Source organism: Bradyrhizobium sp. cir1 (assembly GCF_014198245.1).
Lineage (GTDB): Bacteria > Pseudomonadota > Alphaproteobacteria > Rhizobiales > Xanthobacteraceae > Bradyrhizobium.
In genome coordinates this window covers 124,671-136,940 of sequence record NZ_JACIHE010000013.1, presented here as the reverse complement: position 1 = coordinate 136,940, position 12,270 = coordinate 124,671, and the positions used below count along the sequence as shown (strand labels likewise).

The 12,270-nt window shown below is 65.3% G+C and carries 12 protein-coding genes; 3 read left to right on the top strand and 9 right to left on the bottom strand.

Annotated elements, in window-relative coordinates; genetic code table 11:
* Positions 1–70: 70 nt before the first annotated feature.
* Entirely contained in the window at positions 71–1,006 is a 936-nt protein-coding gene (phnD, locus tag GGD63_RS24780; RefSeq protein WP_183245772.1) for a phosphonate ABC transporter substrate-binding protein, read from the bottom strand.
* Between the two features lie 63 nt (positions 1,007–1,069).
* Positions 1,070–1,879: a phosphonate ABC transporter ATP-binding protein gene (gene phnC, locus GGD63_RS24775; RefSeq protein ID WP_183245771.1), complete on the bottom strand. Its 810-nt coding sequence runs from the start codon at positions 1,877–1,879 to the stop codon at positions 1,070–1,072.
* 174 nt (positions 1,880–2,053) lie between these two features.
* On the opposite strand from phnC, the gene GGD63_RS24770 reads away from it, so the two are divergent.
* From GGD63_RS24770 to GGD63_RS24760, 3 genes are read left to right on the top strand one after another with little or no spacing between them, the layout of a single operon-like run.
* Positions 2,054–2,716, top strand: a complete 663-nt coding sequence (locus tag GGD63_RS24770) for a chloramphenicol acetyltransferase (protein ID WP_183245770.1) — start codon at positions 2,054–2,056, stop codon at positions 2,714–2,716.
* Positions 2,713–3,906 (top strand): alpha-D-ribose 1-methylphosphonate 5-triphosphate diphosphatase, encoded by a 1,194-nt coding sequence (locus tag GGD63_RS24765; protein WP_183245769.1) that lies wholly within the window; start codon positions 2,713–2,715, stop codon positions 3,904–3,906. Before GGD63_RS24770 ends, GGD63_RS24765 begins: the two co-directional genes overlap by 4 nt.
* Before the next feature lie 18 nt (positions 3,907–3,924).
* A complete protein-coding gene (locus tag GGD63_RS24760) occupies positions 3,925–4,623 on the top strand; it encodes a DUF1045 domain-containing protein (RefSeq protein ID WP_183245768.1) in 699 nt (232 codons plus the stop codon).
* A 3-nt stretch (positions 4,624–4,626) separates the two neighbouring features.
* Here GGD63_RS24760 and GGD63_RS24755 read toward each other — a convergent pair whose 3' ends face one another.
* From GGD63_RS24755 to GGD63_RS24725, 7 genes are all read right to left on the bottom strand, one after another.
* A complete protein-coding gene (locus GGD63_RS24755) occupies positions 4,627–5,298 on the bottom strand; it encodes a hypothetical protein (protein WP_183245767.1) in 672 nt (223 codons plus the stop codon).
* 5 nt (positions 5,299–5,303) lie between these two features.
* Positions 5,304–6,704, bottom strand: a complete 1,401-nt coding sequence (locus GGD63_RS24750; protein ID WP_183245766.1) for a selenium-binding family protein — start codon at positions 6,702–6,704, stop codon at positions 5,304–5,306.
* Positions 6,705–7,020: 316 nt separating this feature from the next.
* Positions 7,021–7,959: a dihydrodipicolinate synthase family protein gene (locus GGD63_RS24745; RefSeq protein ID WP_183245765.1), complete on the bottom strand. Its 939-nt coding sequence runs from the start codon at positions 7,957–7,959 to the stop codon at positions 7,021–7,023.
* 123 nt (positions 7,960–8,082) lie between these two features.
* A complete protein-coding gene (locus GGD63_RS24740; RefSeq protein ID WP_183245764.1) occupies positions 8,083–10,164 on the bottom strand; it encodes a methyl-accepting chemotaxis protein in 2,082 nt (693 codons plus the stop codon).
* Positions 10,165–10,274: 110 nt separating this feature from the next.
* On the bottom strand, positions 10,275–11,045 hold the full coding sequence (locus tag GGD63_RS24735) for an enoyl-CoA hydratase (RefSeq protein WP_183245763.1): 771 nt from the start codon (positions 11,043–11,045) through the stop codon (positions 10,275–10,277).
* A 10-nt stretch (positions 11,046–11,055) separates the two neighbouring features.
* A complete protein-coding gene (locus GGD63_RS24730) occupies positions 11,056–11,517 on the bottom strand; it encodes a MarR family winged helix-turn-helix transcriptional regulator (RefSeq protein WP_183245762.1) in 462 nt (153 codons plus the stop codon).
* A 47-nt stretch (positions 11,518–11,564) separates the two neighbouring features.
* A complete protein-coding gene (locus GGD63_RS24725) occupies positions 11,565–12,176 on the bottom strand; it encodes a TetR/AcrR family transcriptional regulator (RefSeq protein ID WP_409334092.1) in 612 nt (203 codons plus the stop codon).
* Positions 12,177–12,270: the final 94 nt, after the last annotated feature.

The window sequence follows — 12,270 nt, the reverse complement described above, 5'->3', positions numbered from 1 at the left end:
GGAAGAGTGGCCGATCAAAAGAGAAAGAGCCGGGTCCATCGACCCGGCTCGAGTTGCTCGTCCCGAAAGCTCAGGACGCCTTCTTCTTACGCAGCGCATCGACGAACTTGATCAGCTCGATCGTGCCATCCCAGTCCTTGGTGGTGGCGGGATGAAAACCCTTCTTCTGGCCGTCGGAGAGACGGTCGAACGCGGCCTTGTCCTTGGCCGGCGCGTCGAAGAACGCCTTGGCGATGGCGGCCTTGGCGTCTTCCGGCAGGTCGGCATTGTAGGCATAGGGGCCGTTGATGATCGGCGCCGACTTGTGGATGATGCGGAAATCGTCCTTCTTCATCGCCGAGCCGTCGGCGTTCTTCAGCATGCCCTTGGTCAGCATCTGTGCCAGCGTGGAATCGTCGTCGCTGGTCCACTGGTTGGCGGCGACGTCGACCGTGCCCTGCGCCAGCGCCAGCATCGCGTTCTCGTGGCTGCCGGTGAAGACGACCTTGCTGAAATAGCCGTCGGCATCCGGGATACCCATCTTGTCGAGCTCGAAGCGCGGCACGTTGTTGCCCGAGGTCGAGTTCGGGTCGACGAGGCCGAGGTTCTTGCCCTTGAGGTCATCGACCTTCTTGTAGGCGCTGCTCGCCTTGACGAAGAACACCGAGTAATAGCCGGTCGAGCCGTCGGCGTTGATGTCGTTGGCGAAGGCGTCGGTCTTGACACCGGTCAGGCGGGCGCGGGCGAACGAGGCCGAGCCATAGCTGGCGATGTGGATGTTGCCGGCGCGCTGGCCCTCGATGACGGCGGCGTAGTCGTTGGCGATGCGCAGCGTGACCTTCACGCCCAGTTCCTTGGAGAGATAGCTCACGAACGGCGCCCAACGCTCGGTGACGCCCGAGGCGTTCTCGGCCGGGACGACCGCGAAGGTCAGCTCGGGATATTTGGCCTTCCAGTCGTCGGCGGACGCGGAAGCAGTGAAGGCGAGCGCGGCGGCGCCGGCAAGAACTAGTCTGCGAGTGAACATGATACCCTCTTCATCGGTTGGGGTCGGTTGACGCAATACTGGCAACAAAAGATGCGGCGTGGTTCAGGCCGCCGCGGCGGTTCCGAGCGCCGGCACGCCCTCGGGCGCCGGGACAGGCAGGCCACCCATGACGTCGGCGGCTTCGAGATCGTAGAGCTCACGCGCAACGTGGTCGGTCAGCGCGGACGGCGCGCCGTCGAACACCACGCGGCCGGCGGCCATGCCGATCAGGCGGTCGCAATAGGTGCGAGCGAGATCGAGCGAATGCAGATTGCAGAGCACGGTGATGCCGAAGTGCTTGTTGATGCGCAGAAGCGCGTCCATCACGATCTTGGTGTTGCGCGGGTCGAGCGAGGCGATCGGCTCGTCGGCGAGGATGATGTCGGGCTGCTGCACCAGCGCGCGGGCGATCGCGACGCGCTGCTGCTGACCGCCGGAGAGCTGGTCGGCGCGCTGGGCGGCGAGCGAGGCGATGTCGAATTGCTCGAGCGCGGACATCGCCAGCGCCTTGTCCTGCTCGGGCCAGATCTGCGACAGCGAGCGCCAGGCCGGCATCGTCGCGAGGCGTCCCATCAGGACGTTGGTGAGGACGTCGAGCCGGCCGACCAGGTTGAACTGCTGAAAGATCATCGCCGAGCGGGCGCGCCACTGCCGCAGCTCCTTGCCGCGCAACGCGGTCACGTCGGTGCCGTCGAACAGGATGCGCCCCTCAGTCGGCGTCACCAGGCGGTTGATGGTCCGCAGCAGCGTCGACTTGCCGGCGCCGGACCGTCCGATCACACCGACGAAACCGCCGGGGGAGATTTGAAACGAAGCGTCGTCCACCGCGGCTTTTGCGCCAAAGCGGCACGTCAGACCTTCAACCACCAGCATGCAGGGCTCCAGAGTAGCTGGAGCCAACCGCTAACGCCGGCGCTTGACACTTGTGTGACACGCGCGTTGCAGTGCGGCGATCCTACACACCTCATCCCCTGTCATCGCCATGTCGTGATATTGTCATCAAGCCACTCGAAGAGGATTGCCCGCCCTCGAACGTTCGGACGCAACATGGCCGGCAAGGTGCTTTCAGTCCAACCGACCATCGACGCTTCCGCGAAACTCCATGAGACCAGGCTCGGCGCCTACACCGAGGTCGGCGCACGCACCATCCTGCACGAGGTCACGATGGGCGATTACTCCTATGTCGTGAACGACGCCCAGATCACCTACACGACCATCGGAAAGTTCTGCTCGATCGCGGCGATGACGCGCGTCAATCCCGGCAACCATCCGATGCACCGCGCGACGCAGGCCCATTTCACCTATCGTTCCAGCGCCTATTTCGAAGGTGAGAGCGACGACAACGAGTTCTTCGACTGGCGGCGCCAGCATCATGTTCACATCGGCCACGATGTCTGGATCGGCCATGGCGCGATCGTGCTGCCGGGCCGCAACATCGGCACCGGCGCGGTGATCGCGGCCGGCGCCATCGTCACCAAGGACGTGCCGGCCTACACCATCGTCGCCGGCAATCCGGCGCGGATTGTTCGACGGCGGTTCTCGGAAGAGATCGCCGACCGGCTGGCAAGGCTCGCCTGGTGGGACTGGGATCACGACAAATTGCGTGAAGCCCTGCCCGATTTCCGCAAGCTCGGGATTGAAGATTTCCTCGCCACGTATGAAGCACGGGCAAGCTCCCCTCGCAGCAGCAAGAAAAGCGCCATCGCGTGACAGACATTTTCCTTGAAGGCGGCCGGGCCCTGATCGGCACTGAACTCGTTGAAACTTCGTTGGCAGTGTCCGGACCGGACATCGCGGACGTAGCGGCGTCTCGCGGCCGCGCGCGGCTCGCGATCGATGCGCGCAACCTGCTGGTGCTGCCCGGCATCATCGACCTGCACGGCGATGCCTTCGAGCGGCAGATGATGCCGCGCGCCGGCGTCGACTTCCCGATCGACGTCGCGCTCGCCGACAGCGACCGCCAGGCCATCAGCAACGGCATCACCACCGTGTTTCACGCCACGACCTGCTCGTGGGAGCCGGGCCTGCGCAGCGCCGACAACGCGCGCGGCCTGATGGAGGCGATCGAGCGGCAGCGCCCGCAATTTGCCGCCGACACCCGCTTCCACCTGCGGCACGAGACCTACAATCTCGACGCCGAGGCCGAGATCGCTCAATGGCTGAGCGAGGGTCGCGTCGACCTGTTCGCCTTCAACGACCACATGGACGGTACCGTCGCTGACATGGCCAAGCCTCGCAAGCGCAACCGCATGGTGGAGCGTACCGGGCTATCGAGCGATGATTTTGACAAGCTGGTCGATCTGGTGGTCTCGCGCGCCGCTGACGTGCCGGCTTCGGTGTCACGGCTGGCCGCGGCCGCCCGCGCGGCCGAGGTGCGGATGCTCTCGCATGACGATGCGACACCGGCGATGCGCCAGGAGTTTCGCGAGCTGGGCGCTGACATCGCGGAGTTTCCGATCAACGAGGAGACCGCGCGGGCGGCGGCAAGCCACGGCGATGCCATCGTCTACGGCGCGCCGAACGTCGTGCGCGGCGGCAGCCATACCGGCTGGACCAGGGCGTCCGACATGATCGCCAAGGGACTCTGCTCGGTGCTGGCGTCGGACTACTACTATCCCGCACAGCTGCTCGCCGCATTCCGCCTCGCCGCCGACGGCGTGCTGCCGCTGACGAAGGCCTGGGATCTGGTCTCGGCGGGCCCGGCACGCGCGACTGGCCTTTTCGATCGCGGCCAGCTCGCGCAAGGACGCCGCGCCGACATTCTGCTGGTCGACGACAGCGCGCCGCTGCGGCCGCGGCTTGTCGCGGTGATATCAGGCGGAAAGCTCGTGCATCTCACCGATGCGACGCGGCTGCTCGCAGCAGCGGCCGCACCGCGCGAAGCTGTCGCGGCAGCATGAATCGGCTAGGCTGAGGCGATGACAGGTTTTCCCCGCTACGCGATCTATTTTGCCGCAGACAGCGACAGTGCCCTCTCCCGCTTCGGCGCCGCGCTGCTCGGCTACGACGCCCATACCGGCGACGAGCTGCCGTTTCCGCAGCAAGCACTGCATGTCGCTCCGGACTGGCGCGACGTCAGCGCCGATCCTCGCAAATACGGCTTTCACGGCACGCTGAAGGCGCCTATGGCGCTGGCGCCTGGCAAGACTGAAGCGGAGCTGATCGCCGCCTGCGCGGCCTTCGCCGGCAAGGCGCGGCCCGTTCCGGTGATCCGCCCGATCGTCGATGCCATCAGCGGCTTCATCGCCGTCATTCCGGCCGAGCCGGTCGAAGCACTTCAGCAGCTTGCCGCCGATAGCGTCCGCGAATTCGACGCCTTCCGTGCGCCGCTGACGGCGGAAGACCGCGCACGGCGCAAGCCCGAGAAGCTTGGCGAGCGGCATCGCGACTATCTCGACCGCTGGGGCTATCCTTACGTGATGGAAGAATTCCGCTTCCACATGACGCTGACGGGGCGACTGGATGCGGAGCGGCGCGGGCCGATTCTGCAGATGCTGCGGGAGCGGTTTGCGGGGCTGAAGCTAGATGCGATCGAGATCGACCGCATCGCGCTGTTCAAGCAGGATGATGCCAGGGCGCGCTTTCGTATCATCGGCGAGTGGGCTTTGACGCGGTAGAGCTCAGCGCCAGCTCACCAGATTAAAGGCGAGCGCCACCGCGCCGACCAGAACGAGACTGATCGCCCAGACTGCATCGAGATTGAACCAGCTTCGCGAGACGAACTTCAATCCCAGATAGCGGTAGACCAGCCACGCCAGACATCCGCCGGCGCCGACCATGGCGGTCACGTGCACCAGGGATACCATCACGGCCATCGCCAGACTTGCCTTCATCAGCGCGCCCGCCGCCTCATGACCGGCATCGAGCTCGAGGGCCTGGCAGAGCCCGAGGTAGATCGGCACGAGCATCAGGGCGGCGCCGTGAGCAATGGCGACGGCAAACGACCAGAGCGCCAATTGCGTCGGCGGAATTCGTGCCAGCGCGCGCGGATGACGGCGGTCGATCAGCCGGTAGACGCCAAAGCCGATGACGAGAAGGCTCGCACCGAGCTGGATCGGACGCTGCCATTCGGCCAGCACGAGCAGGAACGCGAATGGCAGCAGCACGAGAAGCGTTGCCAGCAGATGCCCGGCCGCCAGCGCCCACAATGCACGGAAGAGCGCGCGCGGGCTCTTGTCCAGGAGCCCGGCAGAAACGGCGAGCGGCCACCCCATTCCCGGATTGATCCCGTGGTAGAGACCGCTCGCGACAAGCGCGAGCCACAGCCAGCCAAGCGCCGGGCTCGCAGGCATCCCATCTAGACCGACGGGTAGCAAAAGGAGTCCGTCGAACAATCGCCGCCCTCGAGCCTGATCTGATGCGCGCGATATCCGTCGGGGAAGCTCACGAAATAGTCCTTGTCGAGCTCGAGGCCGCCATTGCGACCGACATTGGCCATGACTTCCACGCCCGGAACCCCGTCGGGATAGAACTGGTCGTCCCAGGTGGAATAGAGCGAATTGGTCCAATACACGCGCCTGCCGTCGCGGCTGATCTCAACCATCTGCGGACCCGCCGCAAAGGCCTTGCCGTTCGGATGGGGCGTGCGGCGCGCGATCCCTCCGATGTGGACGGAGCCCGCAAGCTTCGGCTTTCTGGGATCACTGACGTCGTACTGGCGCATTTCACCCGTGCCCCAGCACGAGACATAGAGAAACCGGTCGTCCATCGACAGGTCGATGTCGGTCACCAGCGGCGGCACGGCGCCAAATCCCTGCAGCAGCGGCGGGAGCTTCTCTTTTGGCGCGGGTTCGGGAGGGATCGTCGCCGTCTTCTCGGCATGGAATTTTCCGTCTTCGCGCCACCAGGTCCAGATCGATGCTTCGAGGTTGGTGGTGTCGACCACGACGCCGACGAAGCCGTATTCGCGAACCGGATCGTGCGCGGGCCGCACCTCCAGCGCCATCTGATGATTGGCGCCGAGGTCGATGGTCTGGACGTTGCGACGGGCGCGAAGGTCCCAGAAGTGGAGACGATGGCCATATTTGTTCGCAAGCAGATCTTCAGGGACGATCCCGTTCTCGAACTGCGGCGGCAACGCCCATTCGCTCGTCACCATGTAGTCGCGCGGCAGATTCCACCAGAAATCATAATGCAGTGTCTGCGGGCCACGGTCGATCTCCCATCGTCCAAGGACCTCGAACGTCTCGCAATCCATGATGAAGACACCTGGCGGTCCGTTGGTGCCGTCCTTGCCGCCGCCGCCCAGCGTGCTCACATAGATGCCGTCCGGCCCGCAATGGATGGTATGCGGCCGCGAGTAGCCGGTCTTCTTGAAGACCTCCTCCGGTTCGATGATCTTGTGGATTTTGGCTTTGGTCGGATCCGGCTTGGTATCGATGATGTAGATCCGCGACGAGCGCAGCCCGGGGATGATGAGATAGCGCCGCTCGATGAAGGCGTGTCCGGCGAGCGGCGACAGGGCGGAGGAGCAGGCATTCCAGCCGAAGTGATGAAACTCATCGCCCTTGTTGGGCATCGTCACGGTGTGAACGATCTGGCTGTAGGTCGGCGATCCCGGCTTGACGTCGATGACCGCGAGAGCATCCGGCTTCGAGAAGCCCGGACTGAGCAGCAACGTGTAGGCGAAGTTCTCCGCAGGCGCTTCCATCGCAAGCTTGGGCGATGCGTGAAAGGTGGGATCCGGCCTCATCGTCATGGCACTGCCTCCCTGTTCTGTCGGTTCGCGCCAACCTGGCTCGGGATAACGGCATAATGAAGAGGTGTTCGATGTGTCGCGATTGCTCCGCAGGGCCGGTTGGCGAGTGTACAATATGCCATCGCAGGGCTTTGGGAAACGGCCCGGACCGCGCTAATTCGACGCCTTCAGCCGAAATTGGGCGGCCCCGTCATTGCGAGCGAAGCGAAGCAATCCAGGCTTTCTCCGCGGAAACAGTCTGGATTGCTTCGTCGCTGCCGCCTTCGCTCTTCGAGCTACGGCGGACAAGTCGCTCCTCGCAATGACGGGGAAAGACCTATTTCCCCCACCGCAGCGCCAGTGCATCGCGCTCCTCGGCGAGCTCCAATAGCCCTGCCCGCGTCGCCGGATGCAGCGGCTGCAAGGGATGCCGCACGGCCTCCGACTTGATGACGCCGCCGGCCTGCATCATCACCTTGCAGGCGATCAGGCCGCATTGGCGATTCTCGTAGTTGATCAGCGGCAGCCAGCGCTCGTAGGCCGCCTTGGCCTCCTCGCGCTTTCCGGCGAAATAGGGATCGATGATCTGGCGGATGCCGTCGGGATAGCCGCCCCCGGTCATGGCGCCGGTGGCGCCGGCGTCGAGATCGGCCAGCAGCGTGATCGCCTCCTCGCCGTCCCAGGGTCCCTCAATGTCCTTGCCGCCCGCTTCGATCAGGCTGCGGAGCTTTGCAGCCGCGCCGGGAACCTCGATCTTGAAATAGCGGATGTTCGAGAATTCTCGTGACAGCCGCGCCAGCAGCTCGACCGACAGCGGCGTGCCGGCGACCGGCGCATCCTGGATCATGATGGGAATGTTGATCGCGCCCGAGAGTACCTTGAAGAATTCGACGATGCCCTTCTCCGGCACGCGAAAAGTCGCGCCATGATAGGGCGGCATCACCATCACCATGGCGGCGCCGGCCGCCTCGGCCTGCTTGCTGCGCGCGGCGCAGACGGCCGAGCTGAAATGGGTGGTGGTCACGATCACGGGAACCCGGCCCGCGACATGTTCCAGCACCGCGTGCATCACGGTTTCGCGCTCGGCATCAGTGAGCACGAACTGCTCGGAGAAGTTGGCGAGGATGCAGAGACCGTGCGAGCCGGCGTCGATCATGAAGTCGATGCAGCGACGCTGGCCCTCGAGGTCGAGCTCGCCGCGCTCGTCGAAGATGGTGGGCGCGACCGGGAACACGCCGCGATAGGGGCGCTGGGCCTTGTGTGGGGTGACCGGCATCGAACTCTCCATCCCTGATATGTCTTGCGTCTGTCGCCGCATACGGGCGCGGCGGCACAGATGTACCCGCCGCGCGGACCGGCGGCAATGCCCGCGCGACGTCAGGATGGAGGATGAGCGAAGTTACGCGGTCTTCACGGCTCCCAGGAAGCCTTCGACCGCGACGCGGAGACGATCGGCATCGGCCGACATCTTCTTCACGGATTCCGACAGCACCGTGCCGGCATTGCCGGTCTCCTGGTTGAGTCTCGCGACGCTGCCGATGGTGTCGGTGACCTCGCGGGTGCCTTGCGCGGCCTGCTGGAAGTTGCGCGAGATCTCGGTGGTGGCCGCGCGCTGCTGTTCGACGGCGGCGGCAATCGCCGTCATCTTCTCGTCGATGCCGCTGATGGCACCGCCGATGGAGCGGATCGCGGTCACCGCCTGACCGGTCGCACCCTGGATCTCCTCGACCTGGCGGGAGATCTCCTCGGTCGCCGTCGCCGTCTGCGCGGCGAGGCTCTTGACCTCGCCGGCGACCACGGCGAAGCCACGGCCGGCCTCACCCGCACGCGCGGCTTCGATGGTGGCGTTCAGCGCCAGGAGGTTGGTCTGGCCGGCGATGGCGTGGATCATCTTCACGACTTCGCTGATGCGGCTCGCGGTCTGGTCGAGGATCTCGACCGTCGCATTGGTCTGCTCGGCCTGCGCCACGGCCTCGCGGGCCTCGCGGGCGCTCGACTGCACCTGCGCGGAAATCTCGCCGACGGAGGCGGAGAGCTCCTCGGTCGCGGCCGCGATGGTCTCGAGATTGTTGGTGGCCTGCTCGGCCGCCGAGGACACCGCCGCGGTCTGGCTGCTCGATTCCGCAACCAGCGAGCGCACGCCGGTTGCGGTCGTATCAAGCTCCTTCGCCGACGCCGCAACGCCCTGGATGACGGCCTGCACGGTGTCGTCGAAGCTGCGGCACGCCGCATCCACGGTGCCGGAGCGGGCGAGTTGCAGCGCCTGCTGCGATTCGCGTTCCTGGCCGAGACGCTCCGCGGTCGCCGCGCTTTCGCGCAGGCTTTCGAGCGCTGCCGCCATGGTGCCGAACTCGTCGGGATAGCGGGATTGCGGAACCGGCGTCGCGTAGTCGCGCGCGCCGATCCGCGCGATGGCATCGAGGATGGCGCGCACCGGGCGCATCAGGCGACTGCGCACCACATAGACGCCGGCGAGGGTCACCGCCAGCGCCAGCAGGAACGCCAGCGATTGCACGATGAGGTTGGTGAGCGCCTTCGCCTGAACCGTCTCCGCACGCGCGATCGACTGGTCGAGGGCCTTGGTCGCGACCCCGACAATGAGCGGGAACGGCAACTGGCAAAGCATGTTCCACTCCGAAGCAGGCATCGCAGGCTTGCCGCTGCCGTCGAAATTCTTGGTGAGGTCGTTGATCTGCTTGAGGACGCCGTCGGTCTTGGCTTTCGCATCCGACGCGGCCGCAACCAGCTCTGACGTCACATCGGGCGCAGCCAGTAACTCAGCCATGCCCGCCCAGCCGGAGGTGATGGTGCCATCCCACTGCGCCACCGACCGCTTCTGGGCCTCGTCGAGCGGCCTGCTGCTGTTGACGTTCGAGCGAAGCGACGAACAATGGATGCCATAGCGGTCGCGCACCTGCCAGGCGAAGCGGCGGACCTGGATCATGCGGGCGATGTAGGGATCATTCATCCAGGCACGGTTCGACACCGCGGTGGAGGCGAGATTCGCGGTGTCGATGACCTTGGAGACGGCATCGTACCAGGAATTGGTCCGCTCGATCTTGCGCTCGGCGCGCGGACGCTTGGCTTCGTCGTAGAACAGCTGGAACTGCGGCGCGGCGTCGTTCCAACGCTGCTTCAGCGTGCTGGCGAGTTCATCGCGGCGAGCGAATTCAATGGTGGAGAGCGCGGCGACAATGCCGTCATAACCGGCCTGTTCCGCGTTTTCCGCTTCGGCAAGTTTTGCCTTGGGATCGTCCTCGCCAAGGATGGCGCTCTGGGCATCGCCACGATTGGTGCGCAATGCGAGCACGCCATGGAAGATCGCCTTGTCCGCGGCGGCAAGGCGGGCCGTTTCCAGGCTGTCGCTATAGCGGCCGAAGGCGCCGACCATCTGGATCGCGGTGCTGGTCAGCGCACCGGCAGCCAGGAGCGCCATCAGCACCAGGAGCAGCGTGCTTACCGATTTCTTAAAAATTGCCATGAGCCAGGGGGCCTATTCTTCAATAGCGGCCACCTTGCATTGCGACATGCCAATGTTTCGTTAAGGTTGTAATTAAATACCAGCTTTCCGCTTGCGCCAGGCCGGGCTCGTTAGGCGACTTTCGTGAAATCGGGCGGACGGCGCTCGGCGAACGCCGTGAATGCCTCGCGCGCCTCAGCGGTGCGCAGGCGCTGCGCGAACTGCTCGCCTTCCGCCTGCATCTGCGCGACCAGCGCCTCGCCGTTGCGCATCAGCTTCTTGGTGGCGGTGAGCGCGCCGGCCGGCTGGCGAGCGAGCCGCTGCGCCAGCGCCAGGGCCTCGGTATCTAGCTTGTCGAGCGGGACGACGCGGTTGGCGAGGCCCCATTCCAGCGCGGCCTTGGCCGGCACGGTCTCGCCCAGCGCGAACATCTCATAGGCGCGCGCATAGCCGATGCGCGCCGGCATCAAAAGGCTGGAGGCGGCTTCCGGCACCAGCGCGAGGCTGACGAAGGGCGTCGACAATTGCGCGTTGTCGGCGAGCACGACGAGGTCGCTATGCAGCAGCATCGTGGTGCCGACGCCGACGGCGCGGCCCTGCACGGCGGCGACCAGCGGCCGGGTGCAGCGCGCCAGCGACTGGATGAAGCGGACGACGTTGCGGCTGCCTTCCGACTTGCCGGATGCAACCGCCGCGAACTCGCCGACATCGTTGCCGGCGGTGAACATGTCGCCCTCGCCGCGGATCAGGATGACGCGGGCGGACGGATCGAACTCGGCGGATTCGATAGTGTCGGCGAGCTTGCCGTACATCGCGTCGGTCAGCGCGTTCTTCTTGTCGGGGCGCGCCAGCGTGAGGGTGAGAATTCCGCCGTTGTTCTCGATCCTGACATGCTCGGTCATTGCTCTCTCCTTAATCCTCTTGGTCTTTTGTGGCGTCTCTTGGAAACTTGTCCTGAACGCTGGTCAGCCAGCGCGCGACGATGTCGATCTCCGCAGCCGTAAATCCGTCCGTCAGCACCGCGTTGATCCTGGCCGCGTCGGTCTTCGCCTGTGTCAGCACGGTACGTCCCTTCGGCGTCAGCCACACGCGAAAGGCACGTCCATCGTCGCGATCGGCCCGGCGCTCGACCAGCCTCGCCGCAGCGCTGCGATCGACCAGCCCGGAAATGCCGGCCGGCCCCATGTCGAGCGCCGCGCCCGCCTCGCCCATCAGGACGCCGTCCTGCCTGCCGAGGATGAACAGCAGCCCGGCCTGCGCCGGCGTCACCTCGTTCGAAGGCTGCGCCGCCATCCAGCGCTGCAAGCGGCGTTGCGCGACGTTGAGCAAATAGATCAGCCGATGGTGCTTCGCTGCAGCCTCATTATTTCGCATGCGAAATATATAATCGAGCCCTGGCCGGTTGTCAAAGCCTGCCAGAGCTAACTGCCCGACGGCCCGCGACAGCCGTCGAGCAGAATTGCGGCGCATACCTTCGCCCGCCTCTCGATCTCCTTGCGCGAGGGCAGTGTCAGGCCGGCGTAGATCGCCGCGCGCTGCGGGGCTGACACCATCATGCCGATCATCATTCCGGCGGCTTCATCGACGTTATCGAGTGCGATGCGCTTCTTCTTGACTTGATCGCGGAGCCAGCCCGCGAGCGCCGCCGCGGTACGGGAGATGCCATCCCTGTAAAAGTTCGCGGCAAGGTCGGGAAACGTGGCCGACTGCTGCAGCACCATACGCTGCAGCGCCACGACCTCGGGATCGAGCGCGAGATCGGCACAGGCGACAAGCACGGCAGCTAAGCCGGTTTCGATGTCGGCCTGATTGTTGGCCTGAAGATTGACGTCGGAGAGCAACCGGTCGAGCCGGTCCGCGCACATCGCTTCGAACAGCGCCGCCTTGCCCGGAAACAGCCGATAGAGAGTCTTGGTGGAGATGCCGGCGCCGCGCGCCAGCTCTTCGGTGCTGGTTGCTGCGTAGCCATCGACGGCGAAAGCGTGCCGCGCCGCCTCGATGACGATCCGCTTCGTCTCGTCGTCGCTGCGCACCGGCGGCCGCCCGCGCGGGCGGCCTTCTGATGACGGTTTTGCCTGAGCCATGTTTTTAGATGATGCCTGTCATTCCATTGACTCTCCCCAAGCT

Excerpts from the sequence above, each read along its gene's own strand:
- phnD (WP_183245772.1), bottom strand. The coding sequence starts at position 1,006 with ATGTTCACTCGCAGACTAGTTCTTGCCGGCGCCGCCGCGCTCGCCTTC.
- phnC (WP_183245771.1), bottom strand. The coding sequence starts at position 1,879 with ATGCTGGTGGTTGAAGGTCTGACGTGCCGCTTTGGCGCAAAAGCCGCG.
- GGD63_RS24770 (WP_183245770.1), top strand. The coding sequence starts at position 2,054 with ATGGCCGGCAAGGTGCTTTCAGTCCAACCGACCATCGACGCTTCCGCG.
- GGD63_RS24760 (WP_183245768.1), top strand. The coding sequence starts at position 3,925 with ATGACAGGTTTTCCCCGCTACGCGATCTATTTTGCCGCAGACAGCGAC.
- GGD63_RS24755 (WP_183245767.1), bottom strand. The coding sequence starts at position 5,298 with ATGCCTGCGAGCCCGGCGCTTGGCTGGCTGTGGCTCGCGCTTGTCGCG.
- GGD63_RS24750 (WP_183245766.1), bottom strand. The coding sequence starts at position 6,704 with ATGACGATGAGGCCGGATCCCACCTTTCACGCATCGCCCAAGCTTGCG.
- GGD63_RS24745 (WP_183245765.1), bottom strand. The coding sequence starts at position 7,959 with ATGCCGGTCACCCCACACAAGGCCCAGCGCCCCTATCGCGGCGTGTTC.
- GGD63_RS24740 (WP_183245764.1), bottom strand. The coding sequence starts at position 10,164 with ATGGCAATTTTTAAGAAATCGGTAAGCACGCTGCTCCTGGTGCTGATG.
- GGD63_RS24735 (WP_183245763.1), bottom strand. The coding sequence starts at position 11,045 with ATGACCGAGCATGTCAGGATCGAGAACAACGGCGGAATTCTCACCCTC.
- GGD63_RS24730 (WP_183245762.1), bottom strand. The coding sequence starts at position 11,517 with ATGCGAAATAATGAGGCTGCAGCGAAGCACCATCGGCTGATCTATTTG.